The 25,425-nt window shown below is 42.6% G+C and carries 18 protein-coding genes; 2 read left to right on the plus strand and 16 right to left on the minus strand.

What is annotated here, in order from left to right; translation table 11 throughout:
- Positions 1–53 precede the first annotated feature (53 nt).
- Complete coding sequence (locus tag JS40_RS07695; protein WP_084677539.1) at positions 54–1,148, plus strand: MBL fold metallo-hydrolase; 1,095 nt, start codon at positions 54–56, stop codon at positions 1,146–1,148.
- Here the strand turns inward: JS40_RS07695 and JS40_RS07700 are convergent.
- The 11 genes from JS40_RS07700 to ruvB form a co-directional block, all read right to left on the minus strand.
- Positions 1,145–3,250 (minus strand): gliding motility protein RemB, encoded by a 2,106-nt coding sequence (locus JS40_RS07700; protein WP_034259613.1) that lies wholly within the window; start codon positions 3,248–3,250, stop codon positions 1,145–1,147. The genes JS40_RS07695 and JS40_RS07700 overlap by 4 nt on opposite strands.
- Before the next feature lie 120 nt (positions 3,251–3,370).
- The gene (locus JS40_RS14820; protein ID WP_084677461.1) at positions 3,371–4,174 is read right to left on the minus strand and encodes an energy transducer TonB; all 804 of its coding nucleotides are present in this window, start codon (positions 4,172–4,174) and stop codon (positions 3,371–3,373) included.
- Between the two features lie 110 nt (positions 4,175–4,284).
- On the minus strand, positions 4,285–5,001 hold the full coding sequence (locus JS40_RS07710) for an energy transducer TonB (protein WP_034259615.1): 717 nt from the start codon (positions 4,999–5,001) through the stop codon (positions 4,285–4,287).
- 245 nt (positions 5,002–5,246) lie between these two features.
- Entirely contained in the window at positions 5,247–5,981 is a 735-nt protein-coding gene (locus JS40_RS07715; protein ID WP_034259616.1) for an energy transducer TonB, read from the minus strand.
- Between the two features lie 24 nt (positions 5,982–6,005).
- Complete coding sequence (locus tag JS40_RS15665; RefSeq protein WP_084677462.1) at positions 6,006–6,404, minus strand: VanZ family protein; 399 nt, start codon at positions 6,402–6,404, stop codon at positions 6,006–6,008.
- Entirely contained in the window at positions 6,370–6,750 is a 381-nt protein-coding gene (gene gcvH, locus JS40_RS07725) for a glycine cleavage system protein GcvH (protein ID WP_034259618.1), read from the minus strand. The genes JS40_RS15665 and gcvH overlap by 35 nt, the downstream gene beginning before the upstream one ends.
- Before the next feature lie 21 nt (positions 6,751–6,771).
- Complete coding sequence (gene sov, locus JS40_RS07730; protein WP_034259620.1) at positions 6,772–14,061, minus strand: T9SS outer membrane translocon Sov/SprA; 7,290 nt, start codon at positions 14,059–14,061, stop codon at positions 6,772–6,774.
- Positions 14,062–14,064: 3 nt separating this feature from the next.
- A complete protein-coding gene (gene ruvA, locus JS40_RS07735) occupies positions 14,065–14,646 on the minus strand; it encodes a Holliday junction branch migration protein RuvA (RefSeq protein WP_034259622.1) in 582 nt (193 codons plus the stop codon).
- A gap of 79 nt (positions 14,647–14,725) precedes the next feature.
- Positions 14,726–17,026, minus strand: a complete 2,301-nt coding sequence (locus tag JS40_RS07740; protein WP_034259624.1) for an NADP-dependent malic enzyme — start codon at positions 17,024–17,026, stop codon at positions 14,726–14,728.
- 61 nt (positions 17,027–17,087) lie between these two features.
- Positions 17,088–18,011 (minus strand): tRNA epoxyqueuosine(34) reductase QueG, encoded by a 924-nt coding sequence (queG, locus tag JS40_RS07745; RefSeq protein ID WP_034259626.1) that lies wholly within the window; start codon positions 18,009–18,011, stop codon positions 17,088–17,090.
- Between the two features lie 22 nt (positions 18,012–18,033).
- The gene (gene ruvB / locus JS40_RS07750; protein ID WP_034259629.1) at positions 18,034–19,056 is read right to left on the minus strand and encodes a Holliday junction branch migration DNA helicase RuvB; all 1,023 of its coding nucleotides are present in this window, start codon (positions 19,054–19,056) and stop codon (positions 18,034–18,036) included.
- A gap of 155 nt (positions 19,057–19,211) precedes the next feature.
- Between ruvB and JS40_RS07755 the strand changes: the two genes are divergently transcribed.
- Positions 19,212–19,721, plus strand: a complete 510-nt coding sequence (locus tag JS40_RS07755; RefSeq protein ID WP_034262247.1) for a peroxiredoxin-like family protein — start codon at positions 19,212–19,214, stop codon at positions 19,719–19,721.
- A gap of 180 nt (positions 19,722–19,901) precedes the next feature.
- Here the strand turns inward: JS40_RS07755 and JS40_RS07760 are convergent, their stop codons facing one another.
- From JS40_RS07760 to JS40_RS07780, 5 genes are read right to left on the minus strand one after another with little or no spacing between them, the layout of a single operon-like run.
- Complete coding sequence (locus JS40_RS07760) at positions 19,902–21,728, minus strand: cytochrome c oxidase subunit I (protein WP_034259631.1); 1,827 nt, start codon at positions 21,726–21,728, stop codon at positions 19,902–19,904.
- Between the two features lie 19 nt (positions 21,729–21,747).
- On the minus strand, positions 21,748–22,809 hold the full coding sequence (locus tag JS40_RS07765) for a cytochrome c oxidase subunit II (protein ID WP_034259632.1): 1,062 nt from the start codon (positions 22,807–22,809) through the stop codon (positions 21,748–21,750).
- A gap of 25 nt (positions 22,810–22,834) precedes the next feature.
- On the minus strand, positions 22,835–24,193 hold the full coding sequence (locus JS40_RS07770; RefSeq protein WP_034259633.1) for a hypothetical protein: 1,359 nt from the start codon (positions 24,191–24,193) through the stop codon (positions 22,835–22,837).
- 16 nt (positions 24,194–24,209) lie between these two features.
- Positions 24,210–24,887 (minus strand): c-type cytochrome, encoded by a 678-nt coding sequence (locus JS40_RS07775; RefSeq protein WP_084677463.1) that lies wholly within the window; start codon positions 24,885–24,887, stop codon positions 24,210–24,212.
- Between the two features lies 1 nt (position 24,888).
- A complete protein-coding gene (locus JS40_RS07780) occupies positions 24,889–25,425 on the minus strand; it encodes a DUF3341 domain-containing protein (RefSeq protein ID WP_034259634.1) in 537 nt (178 codons plus the stop codon).

Raw genomic sequence — 25,425 nt, forward strand, 5'->3', positions numbered from 1 at the left:
CCGCAATATTTCTAGTTTTTTTACTAATTTGCCGTGAATTAAAAAATACCGTTATGCGACATTCCATTTTATTCTTTTGCCTTATTTTTTCCATATCTCTTTCAGCCATTGCTCAAAAAAAATCGAGTGAACTCACCGATGATGAAAAAGAAAAAGCTGCTGCCATAAAGGCCGAGAATGATGGGTTAAAGCTTACAAAAGTTGCCGAAAGCATTTATATGTTAGAAGGCAAGGGAGGCAATATTGGACTTTCTGTTGGCGATGACGGCGTTTTTATGATCGACGACCAATTTGCGGAGGCTTCCCCTATAATCCTTAACCGGATTAGATCTCTAAGTTCAAAACCCATACAGTTTTTGATCAATACACACCATCACGGTGATCATACCGGAGGTAATGCAAATTTTAAGCAGCAGGGTGCGGCTATCATTGCTCACGAAAATGCGCGAAAAAGACTTTTGGAAGTGGGAATGGAGCAGGCCCAAAAAAAATACAATGCTGCCTATGAAAAAGCATTGACAAAAGCTGCTTCAGACGGAGGCGAAAATGAGCGCGCCAAAGAAATGGCCAAGAAATCGGTAGGTGAGGTTGGGGATTACCTAGAGATTGATCAACAGATCCTACCCGTGGTAACGTTCGAAACAGACCTAACCTTTCACTACAACGGGGAAAAAATCATGGTCTTTCACGTACATGAAGCACATACAGATGGTGATGCACTGGTCTATTTTACTGAAAGCAATGTGCTCCATACAGGCGATGTGTTCTTTAACGGAAAATATCCCTACATCGATGTTGCTCACGGAGGCGATGTGTATGGCGCTCTAAAAGCTTTGAATGAGATCACAATGCTTATCAATGAGGACACAAAGATCATCCCGGGACACGGCCCTGTAGCAACACTTAGCGACCTAAAGGAATCTATAGGAATGCTGAGATATCTTACCGAACAATACGCCTATCATTTCATGTCTAAGAAAAGTAAGGATCAAATTTCAAAATTAAACCTTACCAAAGAATATGATGCTAAAGGGTATGGCGATGGTTATATCAAGACAGCACAGTTTCATGAAATGCTATATGCCGAAACACAAGATAAATATGGGATTCCAAAGGAAAAGTTGGAAGCAGGGAACAACGATAACTAAAAATCGTAGTACCAGTTGAAGAGATCGGTGCGAATTCCAAAGTTGATCCAGGTGGTTTGATTTTCAAAGACGGTCTCGGTATTAAATTCCGGTTTAAAATCCCTGAAGATCACACTCCCATACACCTTTAAATTGGTTGAAGGATTTATAAGATACCCTGCCTGTACTTCAGCATGAAAAAAATCGGTGGTATTACCCTGTCCTAGTTCATTGCCAAGGTCCGAAGGCCTGTTATCTTCCGTCCCGTAGATATCGCCTCCATAGAAGAAAGGATCTTCTGTGGTATTCACCTCCAGGCCTCGTTTTGCCACAATTACCTTTAGATCGCCAAAAACCCTTCCATATTGATAGCGCGCAATACCAATGAATTCTGAAAAATTAGCCCCTAATGTATGCGCCATGGACTGATTGTTATGGCCGTAGTTCAATACAATCGAATTGTGTGAATAAGTGTAGGGTCGTACGCGGTTGTATTCTGCTTGTAAATAAAAATTCTCTAATCCGAACGCATCATAATACTTAGCACCTATTTGGTACCCGACCTTATTCTTATAGCTTCCCTCACCTCCAAAAATATCTCCGGATGAAAATTCATCGATTATTAGCTGCGAATAAGCATTCACACGATCTGTGAACTTGTATTTGGCGCTCAAGCCAATAAGCGCATTCCCGCCTCGGGATCCAGTAGAAAATTCGATCGCTCGGTAAAAGATCACAGGGTTGACATAATTGAAATCGAAACCCCTGTCGTTGTCATTCTCCCAGATCACCGATTCAAAAAGCCCTATGTTCAAGCGTTTGGTCACATTGTAGCTTAAATAGTGGTTTGCCATGTACTTTGTGCGGTAGGAACCATCTTGTGTTACTTCGGAGCGGACATCACGCAACGACATCCAGGTGTTTGTATACTTAAGTTTCCAAAACGTTGTATTCAATTTGAAAAAAGGATACGGACTTGCATTATCACTAAACAGCAGCGACCGGTAACCGTCTCCAATAAAGTTCTTTCCGTGTCCCAATTGAATATTAAAGTGTTTTGAAGGAGTAAAAGAAACATGGCCCGTCGCTATGGGATAATCGTAAGAATCACTTCGGAATGTTTTGGCAATTCCTCTTCCGGGAATGATTGCAGGGTTGCCTCCATCGGGTTTAATGGACTCTGCATACCTGTTGAAATAATCGGCAAATCGTCCCTGACTCTCATAGACAACTGCAAAAAAATTGATCTGTTTTCCAATGCCTCCCTGGGTATAGACCAATCGGGTATTGTTGTAGGTATCTATATCCGTATCCAGATCGCGTCCTACTTGAAGGTCTACACCGGGATCCAAGGTAAGCCAGTAACCGTCACCCTTTATAGTGACCATGTGCTCATTCCACCACTTTCTCCCCAGCCAAGATGTTTTGTTCTTTAGTAATTTTTGTTGTGCGGACTCGAAATTATAATACGTATTAACCTCACTGTAAACGTATGGTTTTTGAGCGGTATGGTTGTTCTGCCCTACTCTATTCAAGGCGGGGTCGAAGAGACTGTATTGATGGTGAGACAAGGGAATGTTTATATTACTGCTGAATTTTTCATTCGTATAAGGAAGGTTTACAATAGCATCGTATTCTCCTTTTAAGGATGTTATGGTTTCCGATTCGGAAGACTGATCTGGTTTTGCTGAAGGATTTTCGGCTTCCTTTTCAGAAGGCATCACCAAAGGTATTTTAATAGGCATGGTAAACTGCACATAGCTGGGTTTGCCGCTAAATGTAGCAGGGGAAATGGTGGGCAGAAGATCAAAAACCCTGCGTGCTTCTTCTTTCAATTCGTTATAAAAGGCTTCTACATAAAGCACCTTGAAGGCGCCTTCGGCGTTCACTTCAAAAAAAACGATCACTTCTCCCGTGTAATCTTCTGAGGCAACTACTTGAGGGACTTTGAAATTACTATATACAAACTGCTGCAGCGTAGTGTTAAAACATGCCTCCAACTGGCTCACTGAGACTTCTGAACATTCCGGGAAAACGGGGTATTTTTCAAAACTGGAAGTATTATTTTGTGCAATACCAATAAGGGACATCAACAAAACCTGAAGCAGGGCAAGTTTTTTCATGAATAACGACATTTGGAATAAAACGGAAAGATACGTTTTTTTACTTTGCGCTCCATGATTAAACAGAAAACCGCCCACGGGAGTATCGTGAGCGGTTAAATATGAATAGTGTGTCTTTTTTTATTGAATTCTAAGTGTTATAGGCACGGTATAAAGAACCGATACATTCTCATCCCCTTGCTTTCCGGGACGCATTTTTGGAAGTTGGTCAATTACACGCTTGGCTTCATTCTCCAGCTTGCTATCGGCGGCACGTGCGCGAATATCGGTTACATAACCTTGTTCATCGATCTTGAAAGTCACAGAAATACGTAAAGGATTTCTAGCATCGTACCCGGAAAACTTATCGACATCGAATTTTTTACTAATAAATTGATTGATCTTAGACGACATACAATCTACTCGTTCTTTGTTATTAGACTGTGATTCACATCCGGGAAATACCGGTGCGAATTCCACGCCAAGAATACTTTTTGGATTGGTATCTTTAGGTGTGACGGCCACAGGAGGTGTGGCAACCACCACCGGGTCCTTAGGAGTTACGTCTGTAGGTTCGGCCGGGCTTTCAGAGATCGCAGGTGAACTATTGTCAATAGGTTTAATATTCACCAACGGAACCTTCTTGACCGGTTTAGTAATCTTTACTTCCTTCTTTGGAGGAACTACCGGTGCGGGCGATTCATTCTGGATCACAATATCGTAGATAGGAGGTTCTTCTAAATAGAAATCATCTGCGATGGTTCTATCTACGGGGGTGAGCCCGATGGTACTTTCCATAACCACAAAAACGGCAAGTAAACTTGCGATGATCCCTAACTGGAAGAACAATCTCGAGTTCCAATTAATATTAATACGTTTCTTATCCTCTCTTTTAGAAAGCATTTTTGGTTGGTTGCTTTTAAAAATGTTTACAAGTGATCTCATAACAGTTGTATTTAAGGATTAGTAGTACTTTATGTATTACAACTGTTGTGCCACAAAAAAAAGCCCCGGACATATTGCTCGGGGCTTTTATTCTATATTCAAGAAAGAACCTACTCTACTTGGAATCTAATAGGTAATGAATAGAGCACTCCTACTGGTTTTCCGCGTTGTTTTCCGGGGATCATCTTAGGAAGTGAACTTACCACACGCACAGCCTCTTGCTCTAATTTAGGGTGTGGCGCCCGCGCTCTTACATCTACAATATTTCCATTCTTGTCGATCTTAAATTGCACGAAGATTCTCTGGATACCTTCCAGTCCAAGATCGCCTGCGAGATCGGCATTAAATTTCTTTCTAACAAATTTGTCAACTTGCTCAGACATACATGCTTTCTTTGCATTGTTACCGCTAGCACCTTCACATCCGGGATAAACCGGTACGTTCTCGATCACTGCAAATGGAACGTCTGCAATCTCTTCTTCCACGGCTTCCTCAATCTCTTCGATCTCTACGATCTCTTCTTCTTGATTGGTTTCTGTGGATTTAATTATGGTCTCCTCTACCTCTTCCTCATCTTCAACTACCTCGATCACTTCGGGAGCTGGTGGCGGTGGCGGTGGCGGTGGTGGCGGTTCAATTTGCTGTGTAATGGGGATTTCTTCTTCCAGTTCATCACTAACCGCTAATGTATCGGTTTCTAAAGACCTGTCGTAGGTCTTGTATTCGATAGCCTGCCAGGCAAGAAAGAGCATCAAAATCATTCCCAATTGGAAAAATAACATGCTTCTTCTGCTTAAATCGGCTTTCGGGTTTTTCTTAGGTTCCATAATAGAGTATTTATGCAGTTGCTAAAATATATAAAAACAATTGTATTCTAAAGCGAAAATAAAAATTAACGTGCGAAAAAAAGTATTTCGGTGATTTGCTTCAGAAAAAAGTACCGTATCATCGAAAGACACCTTCAGAAATAACACTAACACGTTGTCTTTAGCTATCTATTAAGTATCAATTATTATGCCATAGAAAAGGCCAGTACAGTGTACCGGCCTTACTTTGAAGTAATTCTAAGTGTCTAATCTGCTACTTGGAACAGTATAGGAAGACCGTATAGTACTCCCACAGGAACCCCTCGCTGTTTGCCCGGGATCATTTTTGGCAGTGACTTGATAATTTTTACCGCTTCTTCTTCCAGTTTTGGATGTGGTGCTCTCGCACGCACGTCGGTCACATTTCCGTGTTTGTCGATTTTGAATTGCACAAAGATTCTTTGTTTCCCCTCAAGACCGAGTTCTGTGGCCAGATCTGTACGGAAGCGATCTCGAACGAAGGCATCCACCTTATCCGACATGCATTTCTTCTTAGCATTATTATCTCCGGCATCTTCACAACCTGGATAGATAGGTACATTCTCAATAACTGCAAAAGGCACGTTTACAATTTCCTCTTCTTCCGTCTCTTCTTCAATCTCTTCTACGGCAAGGATGTCAACGATATCATCATTTTGATTGGTTTCTGTAGATTCAATGATCGACTCTTCAACATCTGCCTCGTCTTCAACTTGCAGTATCATTACGGGAGTGATAGATGGAGGAGGTGGCGGTGGTGGCACGTATTGAGGATCTGTAATTGGGATGACTTCATCAATAGCGTCTGAGATCTCCAACTGACCTTGTTCTACGGTGCGGCGATCATAGCTCTTCCATTCTAAGGCTTGCCATGTAATAAAAAGCATAACGATCATCCCTATCTGAAAGAAAAGTAGACTGCGTCTGCCAAGGTCGAAACTAGGGTTCTTCTTGATTTCCATATGCGGTGTTTTTAGGTGACATTACTATTTCACCTCCTTATTTCTAAGGAGTCTGAAAGAAATCAGCCCTAGCACACTGCCTATTCCGTTGGCAACGATATCGAATACGTCAAAGTTACGCGAAGTGGTGAACCAGAGCTGAAGCACTTCTATACTACAACCGTATAAGAAGCACGTCATTAAAACTACCACTATAATTTTGTTTGAAATATGACTTTGGTCAGCTAACTTGGTATACCACAGCCAAATAAGAAGTAAGATCCAATGTATTATAATGTGAACTAACTTATCAAAATAAGGCACGGAAATACCCGGAAGGTCGGTGGCGGGAGACAAGAAGGCCACAGTGACCAACACTGTATAAAAAATCCCAACTATTAGAAGTGAATTACGCTCCGATAAGTTCTTTATACGCGGCGTCATCTAATAGGTCATCGATTTGGGAAGGGTCCGATAGCTTTAATTTGATCATCCATCCTTCGCCATAGGGATCGGAGTTGACCTTTTCCGGCTCCGATTCCAGGCTCTCATTGAATTCAATGATCTCTCCGGAGAGTGGCAAGAACAAGTCTGATACTGTTTTTACGGCTTCAACCGTACCAAACACTTCTTCTCGGTCTAGAGTTTCATCAACCGTTTCTACTTCAACATAAACAATGTCTCCTAATTCTCCCTGTGCGAAATCGGTAATTCCAATAGTAGCGATATCACCGTCAATAGCGACCCATTCATGGTCTTTGGTATATTTTAGGTTAGAAGGTACGCTCATAATACTTATAGTTATTGTTATTTAGTTTCCAAAATTGTAACGAAGTGTGATCCCACTTCTAATGGTTGTTTGCGGGAAAGCCGTAGATATGGCATATTCTGAAAACGTATGGTCGTAGTAGAATAAGGCCGTTAAATTCTTACTCAAGGCATAATCCATTGTGAACTGAAGCCCGTAAATTGTTTGCCCCGCTGTGGTTTGGTTGTTCTGAATGTCCAGATACCTGATGATCGTCTTATTATCGCGTCGTGAAAGATCGACCTTAAAGTTAAGGTCACTTTGAAGGATTTTCTTCTTCCCACCAAAATTAGTCCCTATTTTTAAATCCTTGATGCGGTATCCTAATCCTAAAACAATTTCATCTCCTTTGATCTCGGTTAACAGGTTGTTCGCAAAACTCAATGAAAGAGCTCTATCCTTTCGTAGCTCTGCTAGGATTTTAATCGAATTTTTCATTTCGAAATCAATTCTAATAAGCGGAGAGAATTGCTCTGTCAAATTCACATTGGTCAAGAACACCGGACTTTTGAAATTACCTGCTTGATCGATTGCTTCAGGGTCATTCCTGTCATAATCCAGATTGGTCTGGAATTGGTTTACAGTATAGCCTGCTCTGTACCCGTGTTGTACCGAGAAACGTTTAAAACGTTTTTTGAACCATTCCAGATTCATTAATCCTGTATATTTCACATCCCAGTTGGGTAGCGGCACATCTCTAAAGATCCCCGTCTTTTCATTGGACGCATCGCTTCCTTTATACGCTGCTAAGAAAGCAGGCAGTAACACATCCTGACTCGTTTTACCAAACCCTATAGGATATCCTTCGTCGTCACGCGGGAAATCTGCTGTTTGGTAATACTCCGTCGCCAAACGGTTTGCAATGACCAATCGGTTGCTTCGGAAATCGTCGAAAGCTGCAGAACTGGTTTCATCACTGCTGCTGAAAGCTGTTTTAATAAGTAAGGTCGAGATGCTGAAGTTTCCGAAGGTATTAGGCGTTAAAGAACGATACAGTTCGTTTTCCACGATATAGTTTTCGGTATAATTTTCAGAATAAATCCTGCTTCCGTTAAAATCGATCTTCAAATCGGGAAGCAACTCCATATTTACCTGCACATCCAATTGTCTGCTCTCTACCTCGGTATATTGCTCATTAAATTCTGGATATAAGGTCAACCAACCCTTTCGTGCTGCTAATTCTCTAATTTCTGCCTGACTTCCAAACGTAAATCCGGCCGTGGGCTTTAAGGTCCCTGCAAAACCAATGGAAGGTGTATAACCCGGTAGGAAGATCCCATTGTTCTCCTGATAGTTGAGTTGAATTTTCTTAATGGAAGTCACGAGTCCGATCAAAGTGTTTACAGCTTTATCTCCGCCACTTAAGCTTCCGCCAACGTTGTTAGCCCCTCCACTACCTCCTGTGGAAGTGTCTTGTCCTTCCTTGTTCATTAGGCTATTACCGCCACTTTCATCTTTACTGTCGTCTCCGCCTTTTCCTGCTTTGCCTCCTTTGGCACCGCCTCCGCGAATATCACCGCCTTTGGCACCGGTAGGTCCTCCGTTATCACCGGCACCTGCTCGGCCGGGCTTTATCTTGGTCAAACCAATATACCGATAGAAATTATTCATATCGAGGCTGGAATTGATACGGTGTGTGCTCGCATTCTGTATTGAATTCCCCAGATCGAATGTTTCGGTGGTTCCATCGGCCAAAGTAATAGGAATACTGTTAAAAAGATCGCTTCCATCCTGCCATTGGAAGTCTCCCGTATAGGAATATGTAGCACGAATAAACTTCAAAAATGGGAACTTGCTAAAAGGAAGGTCATAGTTCACCTGCAGTGATTGGAAATGCTGGTTGGGTTCTCCTATTTCAAAGAAACCGTCCCAAATTCCAATGGAATTGTCCACTACACCTTCGTCGTCAATAAAATTATTTACAATTCGATTATTGGCAGAATTAAAATTGAATCGTAAGGATTTCGTCAAGTTGTAATTCAAGGTATACTGCCAATCGAACAAGAAATTACGTTGATATAGTGTTGGAAGTCCAATATTCCCGGGCTGCAACGTTAATTCTCTAAATTTCTGTTCGTTGTACTGACGAATAATATTTGAACTTGCTGTTATGTTGGTGGGCAGTGCGTTAAAGTTGAGATCTTTTAAGAACTGCCAGTATTTACCCGTGAAAAGCGAATCATTCTTCTTGAACGGTTCTACGGTCACAGGAACAAAATTGTAGTTATAGGTAGCACCAACGCGTACATTCTGATCCAGAGATTCTTCGATCTCAAAGTCATGATGGTCCACCTGATTGTATGAGTAAGAGAATGTAAAATTCTCAATGTCATAAGGCATTGGCTTCCCATCACCGGTACGATCCTTGCGAACCCCGATAAAATTGACGCTCTGTCTTTTTGTGTAATCTACAGATTGTTCTTTTATCAAATCTTTTTCGGCTTCATCTTCGGTATTGTCTATTCGGGTTTCCAATTCGATGTCCTGAAATTCCGGATCGAACTGAGGTGTGATCAACTCTTCGGCCCGACCATAGTTGAACGGTAGCTGAATTCCCCATTTGGACGGAAGTAATTGCCCTAAGTTCACATTGGTCACAACATCGTATTGCTGCACGTCTTCTCGACTGCGTTGATTAGGCCCTTGTTCAATAGATCCAAAACCAACAGTACTACGTCCCGCCGTCGCACTTACAGTAGCGAAATCGGCAATATTGGCATCCATATTAGCCAAAGCAGCCCATCCGCCTTCGTTCTTTAATTCTGAAAGACGAAGCTCGTTGAACCAAGCTTCTCCACACACTTCATTGGTATTGGGGTTCTTAAGTCCCAGCATGATCGTTCGTACATTTCCGAAGCTGGGGTTTCCTTTGATCCCAATTCGAAGATCGTTCTCGGGTCCTGCTGCAGAATCCGGATCGAGGTCTTCCTGATTGAAATAGGTAATTTGTAACGGATCGTTATTTTGATCGCCCAAGGCTCTCGTTTTTACTTCTTGTAAGAGACGCAGTGGCAGATTCAATCGGTTTTCAATAGGCCAAACCACTTCCGGGCTTAACGATTCGGGAGAAATATTCAACGGAATCTCTATCTCATAGAAGTTCTGGTCTAAATCGGTTCCCAAACGGATGAACGCCACCAGATCCCCATCTGAAGGAACAGTCTCATTATCCAATGCTTGCGCATGTATAAACATCTCCAAATTCTCATATTGTCGCATATCGACATTGAAATTCTTATACACCCCGCGACCGTCACCTCCTTCAAGGCCACATACTCTCAGTACCAAGGATTGCTCATTTTGGCGTATGATATTGTTGTTGTTGTTCAATTCTTCGCGTATTACTCCCGGAGGCAGAACGTAGATCCCACTGTTCTCTTCGATACTTACGGTCTCAACCTCGAACAAGGTGTCGTCCTGATCTGGATCTTCTCCTGAGATATCCAGGGTGTTTGCGTAACGCCTGTAATCGCCCCGTATCAACTCCAAGGTCCCAAATCTCAGTACGGTAGGTTGTTCAAAACCTGTTACATACATACGCATAAAACGAATGGATCTAAAATCGGATATTCCGTTCACAGCACGATCTGCTTGATCGATAGGCACTTTAAATTGTACCCAGCGCACATCTATTTGATCGTTGTTAGGGAGGGTTAATCCGGTAATTATCTTTTCGTCTGTAATAAATTCATTGTTGGCACTACTCATATCACGAGAGATCGGGATACGATATTCGTAATAGCTGTCTACCGTGTTCATGGTATTGTCACGGTTAATATCTTCTACATCAGGCTGTGCGGTAGATCCACGATTGTCGTTCGTGACCACTTCCGGAGAATTCCCTTCGGTTCCGTTATACTGTCTATATCGCTCGATGATAGTCCCTTCCGCCTGAAGAAAATACAAGTAATTATCCCGTGCAGGATCCGGCATGCCTCCAAACAACGGGAACATACTGGCTTCGCCGGTATCGTTGATACCATCATATCCAATATCCTGATTGATACGTTCTTGTCCTTGCGTGTCAAACGTATATACCAACGATTGGTTGGTTGGCACTTTTCCGTAAACGGTTGGCGTTGTATTCATGGTGCCGCCGTCTTCAGGCAAGCCATTTTCATATTGTTTTCTTCCATCCTTAAGAACATCCTCCGAAATGTTCCCCAAGTTGAAATACAATTCTCCATCGTCTATAATAGAATCATCATGGTAATAAGGGTCCATGATCCAAAACTGAATGTATTCTACATTCGAACGCTCAAAATCGGTTGTAGTCAGGGCTCGCGTAATACCTCCAAATCGCGTCTCCGGATTGGGCAATGTATTAGTCCCGTTTGCCGCCGGGTTATAGTTATAAGGTCCTCGCTCACTGGGGTAATAGGAAAGGTCCAAAGTGAACAACGCCTGTGTTTGTCCTTGAATAATATCCTGTTCAGGGAAAATCTCATTTCTGAAAACACGACGTGTAAAAGGAGACGAAAGGTCGTCATCCGAGATGCCGTCCGGTCTTTGAGTACTATAGAAAATAGGGTCGATGGTATACCAGTCTAATTTTGCCCGATTGTAATTGTAGGCAAGATTACCATTAGCGGCTTCTCCTCCAAACCCTACAGGTGTACTCCCCAAGAACCACGAAAGCGGACTACTTATATCGAGTGCGGTTTGCGAGGCTTCAAAATCATCCACATAGACCGTGGTCTTTCCGTTGAAGTCTGAAACTTTAGGCGCTCCGGGCATTAAGTAGGCAAACTCCCCACGCAGGGATACATTAGAGGCCACGTCGGTGTCAATGTTCGGTAATTTATTTACCAATCGGGTTAAGAAGGGGACTTCTGTGGAATAATTCGCATTAAAACCAAATATGGTATTGTTGATAGGTTCAACATTGTAATTGGACTTTTGCGTTAACGGGCGTTCATTCAGATTTAAATAGGTTGCCCCTATCTGAAACTTGTTACTGAACTTATGCTCCACGTTCAATCCGGTAAATCGTTTTGTCTGCTGACCAAATAGGGTGTTATTTTCCGTAGAGATATTTATAGGCGTATTAGAGTTCAACAAGGCAGGATCCAGAATCTGAACACGTCCTAGCTGATAGTTCACGGTATAATCGACACCTTCCACCAAGGTACGCCCATTGGCCGTCACCGTAACGGATCCGGGAGGAATGTTAAACGCCCCGATAGGAATCCCATCGGCCCCTGTAGACTTATAACTACCCTTCAACTGAAAGAAATTCTTATCGCTGTCATCCTGCTCTGCCTGTGTTTTTGTAGTTCGGTAGAGGGATCTATACACATATCGTTCCTGATTGGCATTATAACTTGAAGGAATGTCGTAGTCCGGGCTTCCGGCATTTTCGGGACAAACCGACCCTTGTAGTTGATCAAAAAGATACTCTCCAAAAGGTTCTACACTAGTAAAGATTATACGTCCGTTTTGTGTGTCTACGGTAATTCCCGGCAAGAAGTCGAAGAACCCATCACCACCCTGTTGGGGGTCTCCATTGGTATTTAGCCTGTCTAAGTTGAAAATTTTCAATAAAATATCGTCCAAAAGGACATTGTCCTTTATCTCACCATTGGGTAAAGGAGCCTCGCAAGACTGACTTCCGGGAACCGGGGTTATATAATTTAGTGGCGACGGACTGGTATATAAAATATTTAAACGAAAATCCTCCTGTTCCAATTGGAAAGCGCCCAATGGGTAGATGTTCTTCATCATTAAATCCCAAATTGGCTCGTTTACATTGGTAATATTGCTCTTGAGTAGTTTTACGACCAAATTCTGGGCGATCCCTACTACCGGCGGTTCATTTGGATCGTTGTTGGGAATCTCTCCTCCCGAGGCATCTACCCCGTCGTTGGAGAATTCTCCCACTTGAAAGACCTTCCCGTTGACCGTGAATTGAAAGGCGATCGCAAGTACTTCATCATTATTCAAACGTTGATTCAAGGAAATATACCCCAATTGTGTGTTTAAGGTATATTCGCTTTGGGTAAGTCTTCGGGCATTCTCCAGCGTCACATAATCGGTGCCTTCACTTACGGGAACACCACTAAAACCGGCCTGAACCGAAGCGATGTCGCGAATTGATTCATTGAGTACTGTTGGCACACCGGGATTATTTATTCCGAAGGGATTAAAATCGTTGTTCGAGTTATCCGGGAAAGACCCTCTGGGCTTATTGATGAAACCTCCGGGAGGCACTGTAAGCCCAATATTGGTAGGATCGGACTCCCCAATATCTTGTATGGCGACAATATTTCGCACATCGTCTGTACGATTTGTCCTGTTGGTGATCCACACCTCTGCCCTTGTGATCTGTACGTTCGAGTTAATGAAAGGGTATTGGCGCAGGGCCCGATCGTAATTATCTCTAAAATAATGTGCCAGAAAGAAGTGTCTGTTCTCGTCGTATTCTGAAGCATATAGTTCAAAATCCGTGACTGTGGCACCCCCTTCGGCTACGACAGAGCGTGTTTCCGATTTTTGTTCAGAAAAGACCCCTGTAATGGTCGTTTTTCCAAACTGAAGCTGTGTTTTCACTCCAAAGAGACTTTGCGCTCCCTGAATTAACGAGCTGTTGAGCGGCATACTTACGTTTCCCACTTCTATCTTCTGAATGATATCGTCTTCGGTAGGAGTATATTCCAGTTTTATTTGATTTTGAAAATCGAAGGTGGACTGTGTATCGTAGTTGGCCGTAACCTGAAGCCTTTCTCCCACCTTACCCAGTAAACTTAAACTAATACGCTGGTCAAAATCGAAAGAGAGATTGCTTCGGTTTCGTGGAGAAAAAGCAGGGTTATCCTGTTTGGTATACAATAGCCCCAAGTCCATCTCTACACTACCTTGCGGGATAACCTCGATGGTATTCCCGCCAAAAACCGACTCGAAGAAGTTAGAATTCACATAAAAGGTAGGGAGTAGATTTTTTTGGGCTTCTTCAGAACCTTCTTTGCGGCCATCGGCAGCATCGATCTTTTCTTTGAAATAGGCTTTCATCTGTTCCTTCATAATGAGCTCCCTGTATTCTTCAGGAGTCAAAATGATGGGATAGGTGATGTTAAAATTCCCTAAGGTTTGGGTATAGATATAACGATCTGTAATAGGGTCGTAGGTATATAAATCTTGAATGCTGGGAGGGTTGGGCAGGTCAATACGCCCCATAGAAGAACCCGTAGCCGTAGAATCTTGTGCAACGGCTGCAGTAAAACTGCCAAAAATGATACTTATAACTAAAAAAAGCCTGATAAAGCCGTGGTTGTAATCGTAATTTTTTGCGCCCAATTTTTACAAATTTTTTAAAGCTTGTTTTATAATCATCTCCACTGTTGCGTCCGGGTTTTGCTGAACAATCTTATCGCAAACCTTTTCGGCTTGTTTACGAGCAAAGCCTAATGTCTCCAAAGCAGATAACGCTTCATTCTTGTTCGTATTGCTCGAAACGGCAGAAATAGGTGACAAACCGTATACTTTTAAAATTTTATCTTTTAGGTCCAAAATAACACGCTGTGCGGTCTTTGCACCGATCCCCTTTACAGATTGAATTGTTGCGACGTCCTCTGACGCAATGGCTTCGGTTACTTGCTGAGGTGACAACGATGAAAGCATTGTTCTCGCTGTACTAGCCCCAACACCCGAAACGGATAGTAACAATCTAAAGATTTCACGCTCCGCAGCCGATGAGAACCCGTACAACGTATGGGCATCTTCTCGAACCTGCAAATGCGTAAATAATTTTACATTTTCACTAGCGGGGAGTTCGGAAAATGTATGCAACGAAATATGTATTAAATACCCTACCCCATTACAGTCTATCACTACATCCGTTGGATTCTTCTCTACCAGTCTGCCCTCAATGTGGGTAATCATTCGTTAATAAAAAGTTAATGGCTCAAATATAGTATAATTATTTCGAGTCGGCACGCTTGAAAATATGAAAAAATCTACACTAGGATTGGCGGTTTTTAAGGTCCCGCTCTCGTTTTTCCTTTTGTTGGGCATCGACTACCGATACAGCTGCCATATTCACAATTTCTTCCACACTGGCTCCCAGCTGAAGAATATGTACGGGCTTTTTCATACCTAACATAATAGGGCCTATCGATTCAACATTGTTTAGCTCCTTCAGTAGTTTGTAGTTACTGTTGGCACTATCGAGGTTTGGAAAGATCAAAGCGTTTACCTTTTTACCTGCCAATTTTGAAAAGGGAAACTTTTCGCGAAGCATGTCGGGGTTCAGGGCAAAGTCGGTTTGCAGCTCTCCATCGATGATCATGTCGGGGTTAGATTTATGCAATAATGCCACTGCTTCTCGAACTTTAGAAGCATGCGGATCCTTTGAAGATCCGAAATTAGCATAAGAGATCATGGCAATAACGGGTTCCAGACCAAACATCTTCATGGTGTAATTGGTCATTTGTGCGATCTTGGCCAACTCTTTGGCCGTAGGATCGATATTGATAGATGTATCTGAAAGAAATAAGGGCCCGCGTTTGGTAAGCATTAGGTTTGTGGTGGCCACTTTGCTCACCCCTTCAAATCTTCCAATAGTTTGCAGCACAGGTCGAACTACCGAAGGATATGATCTGGAATAGCCGGAGATCATGGTATCTGCATCCCCCTCATTGACCATCATCGCACCAAAATAATTGCGTTCGCGCATGAGTTTTTGTGCGGCGTAGAGGGTGATCCCGCTTCGTCTTCGTAACCTCCAGAACTTTTCAGCATATTCGTTCAGCTTCTCGGTTTGTTCATCACTTTTGGGATCCATGATCTCTACATCTGCCTCAAAATCGATCTGCTCCATAAGTTCATGGATTATCTCTTTCCGTCCTAATAAAATAGGGTAACCAATTCCTTCTTCATGCACGATCTGTGCTGCCTTCAACACATCCAGATGATCTGCTTCCGCAAAAACGATTCGTTTGGGATTTGTTTTCGCCCTATTAACAAGTAACCGAACAATCTTGTTATCGCTCCCCATCCGTTCATAAAGTTCATCCTCATATTTTTGCCAATCGGTGATGGGCTCTGTTGCCACACCCGATTCCATGGCTGCTTTTGCCACTGCGGGTGGGATTTTAGCAATAAGACGAGGATCAAAAGGTTTGGGAATAATATAGTCCCTGCCAAAATTTAGCTTGGTCTCGCCATAAGCGATATTTACCTGCTCCGGCACGGGCTGTTTGGCCAGGTCGGCCAAAGCTGTTACAGCTGCCATCTTCATGGCTTCATTGATCTTTGTAGCTCTCACATCCAACGCACCACGAAAGATAAATGGGAACCCCAATACATTATTTACCTGGTTGGGGTGATCGCTTCGTCCGGTTGCCATGACCAAATCTTCGCGAGTCGCCACTGCCAGGTTATATTCAATCTCCGGGTTGGGGTTTGCCATGGCAAAGACGATAGGATTAAGGGCCATGGAAACTAACATATCAGGTGTCACTATATCTGCGATAGAAAGTCCAACAAATACATCGGCATCTTGCATCGCTTCTTCCAAAGTATCTATCTTTCTGGACGTTGCAAACTCTGCTTTCTCTTCGGAGAGATTCTCCCGATCCTTTCGTATCACTCCGGTACTGTCGAGCATGACAATATTTTCAGCTTTAGCCCCAAAAGCCTTGTACAAGCGTGTACAGGATACAGCAGCTGCTCCGGCACCGCTTATTACGATCTTGACCTGTTCGATGTCCTTTTCAGTAATTTCCAAAGCATTCAGCAAAGCTGCCGCCGAAATAATCGCTGTACCGTGCTGATCATCATGCATTACCGGTATATTGAGTTCAGCCTTTAATCTTCTCTCGATCTCAAACGCTTCAGGAGCTTTAATATCTTCAAGGTTGATCCCTCCAAAGGTGGGTGCAATATTCTTAACCGTCGCAACAAATTCGTCTATGTTTTCGGTGTCGATCTCAATATCGAACACATCGATATCGGCAAAGATCTTGAACAACAACCCTTTTCCTTCCATCACCGGCTTAGAGGCCTCCGGCCCAATATTCCCGAGTCCTAAAACCGCTGTACCATTCGAAATCACGGCAACAAGATTCCCTTTAGCTGTATACTTATACACATTATTGACATCCTTCTCGATCTCCAGACAAGGTTCTGCCACGCCCGGTGAATACGCCAATGCCAGATCTCGCTGAGTTGCATACTTCTTTGTAGGGACCACTTGGATCTTACCCGGTTTCGGTTTTGCGTGATATAAAAGTGCCTCACGGCGTCTGCTCTGTTTACTCATAATGGTTGGCTCATGTACTTACAAAGGTAAGAGGTTACCCGAAATGAAGAAAGATTCGCCGTTAATCTTTTAGGAACTTAATGTTGCGCTTGAGGCCTGAGAATTTAGTACGTTTCACAGCACTTTCTTTAAATAGTTTCTGAAAGACCTCTTCTGTGATCTCTTCCCACTCCTTTTTACTCATACTAAGCAATTCGGGTTTGGGCTGAAACAAGGGCTCTCTATGGCTTTTGCTGAAGCGGTTCCACGGACACACATCTTGGCAAATATCGCATCCAAACATCCAATCTTCAAACTGTCCTTTTGCATGTTGTGGAATCTCATTCTTCAATTCTATGGTATAATAGCTTATACACTTACTCCCGTCCACTACATAGGGCTCCACGATGGCCTGAGTAGGACAAGCATCGATGCATGCGGTACATGCACCACAATGATCAGTTACGGGACTGTCATATTCCAATTCCAGATCAAGGATCAATTCGGCGATAAAATAGAAGGATCCTACTTGTTTTGTGAGGAGATTGCTGTGTTTTCCCATCCATCCCAGACCACTTTTGGCTGCCCAGGCTTTGTCCAGTACCGGTGCTGAATCGACGAAAGCACGACCATGTACCTCTCCAATTTCTTCAGAAATAAAATGGAGGAGCTGTTTGAGCTTGTTTTTGATAACAAAGTGATAATCCGTTCCGTAAGCATATTTTGAGATCTTATAGGTGTCCTCCTTTTGAAATTCGGAAGGGTAATAGTTCAGTAATAATGAAATGACACTTTTGGCATCCGGAACCAGCAAGGTTGGGTCAAGCCGCTTGTCGAAGTGATTCTCCATATAGCTCATCTCCCCATGGCGATTCATCTTGAGCCAATTCTCGAGTCGCGGCGCCTCTTCTTCTAAAAATTCGGCTTTACTGATACCGCATGAAAAAAATCCGAGACGCTTTGCTTCGGCCTTTACCAGTTCTGTATGCTTATGCTTTGTATTCAAATGATAAAGTAGACGATTCTGCTCAAAACAATCCGCCTTGCGTGCCTCCTTTTATCTTTCCGAGATGCTTGTAGGCAGCTTCAGTAACTTCACGCCCGCGCGGTGTACGCATGATAAATCCCTGCTGGATCAAAAAGGGTTCGTACACTTCTTCTATGGTTTCGGAACTTTCAGAAACAGCCGTTGCAAGCGTTGTTATCCCCACCGGACCTCCTTTAAACTTGTCTATGATAGTGGTTAATATCTTATTATCCATCTCATCCAGGCCATGTGCATCGACATGTAATGCTTCTAAACCAAATTTGGCGATCTTGATATCGATGGTGCCGTTCCCTTTGATCTGGGCAAAATCACGTACACGTCTTAGCAATGCATTTGCAATTCGAGGTGTTCCACGGCTTCTGCCTGCAATTTCAATAGCCGCCTCCATGGATATTGGAACCTGCAGGATCCCCGCACTTCTTTGTACAATGGTAGTGAGCAGTTCGGTGGTATAGTATTGTAATCGTGAAGCGATCCCGAAACGCGCACGCATGGGTGCCGTTAATAATCCGGACCGTGTTGTAGCCCCCACTAATGTGAACGGCGCAAGGTTGATCTGTACCGATCGAGCATTAGGTCCCGATTCGATCATGATATCAATCTTATAATCCTCCATAGCCGAATACAAATACTCTTCAACAATGGGGCTAAGCCGATGGATCTCATCAATAAACAATACATCGCGCTCATCAAGATTGGTGAGAAGCCCAGCCAGATCACCGGGCTTGTCCAGCACAGGGCCTGAGGTTACTTTGATCCCCACTTGTAACTCGTTGGCCAAAATATGAGCCAGGGTCGTCTTTCCCAAACCGGGAGGGCCGTGGAAGAGCGTGTGGTCCAATGCTTCGTTGCGTAAATTGGCCGCTTGAACGAAAACCTGTAAATTCTCCAATGCCTGGTCCTGTCCAGTAAAATCGTCAAAGGACAATGGGCGCAATTTCTTTTCAATTTCGAGTTCCTGAGGAGAAAGATCCTCACCGGATGGATCGAGGTGTTCGTTCATTTCACAAATATACGAAGTGTTTACCAACAAGATTCACAGTGTGCCGTATTTGTAGCTTTTGAACAATACATTTCTTCACAATGAATTAACAGCCATTTAATAAAGGTTTGGGAGACAATAGCAATGATAAGCATTATATTGAGAATAAAACTGTTATGATAAAACCAACCGAAAAAGTACCGTCGCTCTCCATTGATCTCATAAACGGAACACGCTGGGTTCTTTCCGATCAACGTCCGGACCAATTTACAATGATGATCTTTTATCGTGGTCTTCATTGCCCAGTCTGCAAAAAATATTTGGAACGACTTCAAACCAAACTTACTGAATTTACAGATTTGGGTGTGAATGTGATAGCGATTAGCATGGATTCTGAGAAGAGGGCCAAAGACACCTATGAAAAATGGGACATCGAGGATGTACCCTTGGGATACGGATTGGATGAAGACACTGCTCGCACCATTGGTCTTTATATTTCGCACGCGATCAAAGAAGAAGAGCCAGAAGTGTTTTCAGAACCCGGATTGCTTCTTATACATTCGGACAGGACGCTTTATAGTTCGTCGATACAAACAATGCCGTTTGCAAGGCCAGAGTTTGATGCGTTGATAAAAGCGATAAAGTTCGTGAAAGATGAAAACTACCCGGCTAGAGGAGGAAAGTAAAAAATCCGAGAACTGCTGCTCTCGGATCCTTTATATTAATGTTCTATTCGAACATTAATAGAATTAAACCTCCAACAAATTTAAAGATACTGTGAGCTGAATACAATACGGGAAATCACGTAATTAATTAAAAAATCCTCTCAAAACTGAGAGGATTTTTCTAAATGTACTTGAGGTATATTAGTGATGCATTTCTTCTTCATGCTCTTGCATGGGTATGTGTTGCGGAACGAAATCTTGTCCGGGGATCACATAATCAGATTCATCTTTATTGAGCTTACTATAGTCATAGGCCCATCTGTGTACTTCAGGAATTGGACCATCCCAGTTTCCGTGAATATGTTTTACTTCGGCAGTCCATTCTAAAGTCGTGGCGCTCCATGGGTTCTTTGGTCCTTTCTTTCCGTAGAACATTGAATGGATAAAGTTGTATAAGAAGACAACTTGCGCTGCAGCTGTAATGAATGCGAAAATAGAGATCACTACATTGACATCTGCAAGATCATCAAAATAAGGGAAATTGGTATTGGTATAGTAACGTCTTGGTAGGCCAGCCATTCCAATGAAGTGCATTGGGAAAAATACCCCATAGGCTCCAATAACAGTTACCCAAAAGTGTACATATCCTAATTTTTTGTTCAACATACGACCTTCAAACATTTTAGGGAACCAGTGATAAACTCCTGCGAACAATCCGTACAGGGCAGAAATACCCATCACCAAGTGGAAATGCGCTACCACAAAGTAGGTGTCGTGCACGTTAATATCCAAAGCACTGTCACCTAAAATAATACCGGTTAAACCACCCGTAATAAAGGTCGACACGAATCCTATGGAAAACAGCATTCCGGTGTTCATTTGTAGATTTCCTCGCCAGAGTGTTGTGATCCAGTTAAATGATTTTACTGCGGAAGGAATTGCGATCAAAAGCGTGGTAAAGGTAAATACCGAGCCTAGAAACGGATTCATTCCAGAAATAAACATATGGTGCCCCCAAACAATCGTGGACAAGAATGCAATTGCTAGAATGGAAGCAACCATCGCTCTGTAACCAAAAATGGGTTTACGGGCATTGGTGGCCATGATCTCTGAAACCATTCCCATAGCGGGAAGGATTACAATATATACTTCGGGGTGACCCAAGAACCAGAACAAGTGTTCAAACAATACCGGAGATCCACCTTGGTTATGCAATACTTCACCTGCTATATAAATATCTGATAGGAAGAACGATGTTCCGAAACTTCTGTCCATGATAAGCATTAAGGCTGCTGAAAGCAATACCGGGAAGGAAACTACTCCAATGATCGCTGTTACAAAGAAAGCCCAAATAGTTAAAGGAAGGCGTGTCATAGACATTCCTTTTGTACGCAAGTTAATTACGGTAACAATATAGTTCAAAGAACCAAGCAAGGATGAGGCAATAAAGATCGCCATGGACACGAGCCAAAGCGTCATACCGGCTCCCGATCCAGGGATGGCCTGAGGCAATGCACTTAACGGTGGATAGATGGTCCACCCGGCCGATGCAGGACCTGCTTCAACAAATAAAGACAAAACCATGATGACACTCGAAAGGAAGAACAACCAATAAGACACCATGTTCAAGAAACCAGAAGCCATATCGCGTGCCCCGATTTGAAGTGGTATCAACAAGTTACTAAAGGTTCCGCTTAGACCTGCCGTTAGCACAAAGAATACCATGATCGTACCGTGTATGGTAACCAAAGCTAAATAGACACTTGGATCCATAACTCCTCCTTCACCCCATTTGCCAAGAAGAACTTCGTAAATGGTAAATTCTTTATCGGGCCATGCGAGTTGCAATCTAAAAAGAAGTGACATGGCAATTCCGATGATCCCCATAAACAATCCGGTAGTTAGGTATTGCTTTGAGATCATTTTATGATCTTGGCTAAAGATATATTTAGTGATAAACGTCTCTTTATGATGATGCCCGTGATCGTCGTGATGATCTACTGCGTGGTCGTGTGCGTGTGCTGACATATCTTTTTAAGCTATTTTATTATTGTTTTAAAGCTTCGGCAATGGTCGCTTGTTGGGCGATCCATGCGTCATACTCTTCCTGTGTTTCCACTACGATCTTCATTTGCATGTTGTAATGGTTGGTTCCGCAAATCTTGTTACAAAGAAGCAGATAATCAAATTCATAAGGTTCTAATGCCTCTTCACCCTTAGCTGCTAAAGCTGCACTTTTTTCTCTTCTTAGTTCATTGATCTTTTGAACTTTCGCAACAACTTCTTCATCTTGGCGCATTTCGGCAGTTGTGATGGTTGGTGTAAAAGCGAATTGGGTGATCATCCCGGGAACACAGTTCATTTGTGCTCTAAAATGCGGCATATATGCAGAGTGTAATACATCCTGAGATCGCATCTTGAAGATTACTTTTCTACCCACAGGTAAGTGCAATTCATTCACCACAATATCGTCTTGTGCATTAGGATCGGAAGCATCCACACCTAATTGATTCACTCCTTCTATCAATCGAACGTTTGCTTCTCCCAGGGTATTATCATTTCCGCCATAACGAGCTCTCCAGTCAAATTGATAAGCATACAGTTCAACCACCATTGGGTCGTCTTCGGTATCCACATTCATGATGTCTGTCCAGGTAAACAATCCGTAGATAATAAGGCCTGCCAGTACAATTACCGGAATAATGGTCCAGATAAATTCAAGTTTATCATTATCTGCAAAGAAGGTAGCTCTTTGCCCTGTCTTACCTCTGTATTTAAAAGCAAAGTAACTAAGCAACCATAAAGTAAAAAACCCCACTATGAAAATAAGGATCATAGAAACCAACATGAGGTTGTCTATTCCTGTACCATGCTCTGAAGCTGCTTTAGGAAGCAATACATCGCCCCATTTCCAGAAACATACAATGAGGAGTAAGTAAGTGAACAAGACAAGCCCAAGCATAAGGTAACCGTTAATGTTATTATCCTTATCGTCGGCGATTTCTGAAGTGTCTGTTTGCTTTCCTCTAGACATTTTAAATATCTTGCTCATTTGCAAGGCAGCAACTCCAAAAAGAATGATTACTAATACTACTAAAAATGCGGTCATCGTTATCTGTCTTCTATACGTTTAATTAATAATGAAAATGCTTACTCTCCTTGATGAACGGATTGCGTTTTGCCAATAGCGGTGCTTTTGTAAGTGCCGTGAAGACGACCCATACAAACAGTCCAAAGAAAAATAAGATGGAACCTATTTCAGGTAAGCCAATATACCATGATGTACCTACCGTTGCGGGCATTACCATGTTAAACACATCTACATAATGTCCTAATAAAATTACAATTCCGGTAAGGATCACAAACCAGTTTACTCGTTTGTAGTCACTATTCATAAGAAGAAGTACCGGGAATATAAAGTTCATTACCAGCATTCCGAAGAATGGAAGATTATAGTCCTCTATTCGTGTCACAAAATAGGTGACTTCTTCAGGAATGTTCGCATACCAGATCAACATAAACTGTGAGAACCATAAATAGGTCCAGAAAATACTGAAAGCGAACATGAATTTAGCCAAATCATGAATGTGACTATCATTCACAAATTCCAAATATCCTTGCGATTTCAATACGATGGTTACCATAGCGATCACTGTAATTGCACAGACCATCATTCCGGCAAATACATACCATCCAAATAAGGTACTAAACCAGTGCGGATCGAAACTCATGATCCAGTCCCATGACATCATAGATTCGGTCACTATAAAGAATACCAAGAATCCGGCTGACAATTTAAAGTTCTTCTTGAACCATCGATTATCCTCTGCAGTATCATCGCGCAACGAATTTCTGCGAGAGATGTATCGGTAAAGATTCCATCCCAGTACGTAAATAGCGGCACGTATCAAAAAGAAAGGAACGTTTAACCAACCGCTTTTACCGGCGATTAATTTATCGTAGTGTTCGCTTTCCGGATTGACCAATTCGGGGTCCATCCAGTGAAAAATATGATTTACATGAAATGCTGAAAGCAATAATAGGACAAAGATGATTACAGAAGCTATGGGCAGGTATGCGGTAATTCCTTCCATTACTCTAAAGAGCACCGGAGACCATCCTGCTTGCGCTGCATATTGTATCGCGTAGAACGCCAATGTACCCAAGGCGATCATAAAGAAGAAGAAGGAAGCAATGTACAAGGCAGACCAAGGTCGGTTCTGCATTTGATGTAATGTATGTTCAAGGTGCGCTTCTTCGCTATCGTGGGCAGTATCTCCATGATCTCCGGCAGTGGCCGAACCGGCTGTTACATCGTGCATAGTAGCAGTATCATGATCTTCTCCATGACCCTCTTCATGATGCCCTGCCATCATTTCTTTAACTTCCGCAGTTGTGCTTGGAGCTGTGAGAAAGCCGGAAATAATACCAATGGCTCCAACGACCATGAAAATGATCGCAAAAAGTTTCAGTTTACTCGGTAGCGTATACATATCTTTATAAAATCTCTTAATTCTCTAAATTATTATCTTCACCTTCACCCGTTGTAGCTTCAGACATTCCTGAAGTCGTTACCATTTGTGGTGTTTTGACATTCAAACTATCCTTTCCTGCAGGCTCCAATAAAGGTTCTCCTTTAAGCGCTGCAGTAAGGTTCATGACATGTTGTGTAATCTGCCAGCGCTCAAGCTCGTTGGTTTGCGACGCATAAGATCCCATGGCATTAAGACCGAACATTTGAACATGATACACGCTTCCTTCGGTAATATTTCTTCCTGGATCACCGTAGCTTGGTATTCCCAAAAACTTTTCACGCTGTGCCAAGATGCCTTGGCCGTCTCCTTTATCACCGTGACAAACAGCACAGTAGATAGTATACAATTGGCTTCCGGCAGCCAAGTTCTCTTCTGTTACTTCCAACGGATTTTTTAATTCTGTTCTCGCTAGTTCGAGACCTGCCGTAGAATTTTCGTAATCGTACGGTTGCCATCCTCTTGGAATGGAACCTTCAGCAGGCAACATAGCTTCCTGACCTCCCGGAAAAATATCGTAATTTCCATAGGTTTCATACCCAACAGGCTCATACATGTTGGTCATGTATTGATAGTTAGGTCTGTTGGAATCGAAACATGAAACCAAAAGAGCTGCCACAAAAAGGGTAAGGCTTATATTTAAGATCTTCTTCATATTAGTGGTCTTCGTCATTTTCAATTAAACTAATTTCCAATGCTCCAGTATCGTACAAAAATTTTGAAAGTTTTTCTACATCGTGATGACCTGCATCGATCGCCATTAGGAAATGGTCGTCTGTAGTACGTACGTCGGGATTTTCAGCTTTTTTAAACGGCCATAATTTACTTCGCATGTAGAAGGTTATTACCATAAGATGTGCTGCAAAAAAGACGGTCATTTCAAACATAATAGGAACAAAAGCGGGCATATTCTCAATATAACTAAAGCTTGGTTTTCCTCCAATATCCTGTGGCCAATCTTGAATCATGATGTAATTCATCATCACGATCGCAACAGACAGACCAACCAATCCATACATAAAAGATGTAATGGCGATTCGTGTGGGAGCTAATCCCATTGCTTTGTCCAATCCGTGTACCGGGAATGGTGTGTATACTTCTTCAATATGGTAACGTTCACCACGAACCTGCTTAACGGCTTGCATTAAGATGTCGTCATCTGTGTAAATAGCGTGAATTACTTTAGATGCCAT

The sequence above is a fragment of the Altibacter lentus genome (assembly GCF_000746845.1).
GTDB lineage: Bacteria > Bacteroidota > Bacteroidia > Flavobacteriales > Flavobacteriaceae > Altibacter > Altibacter lentus.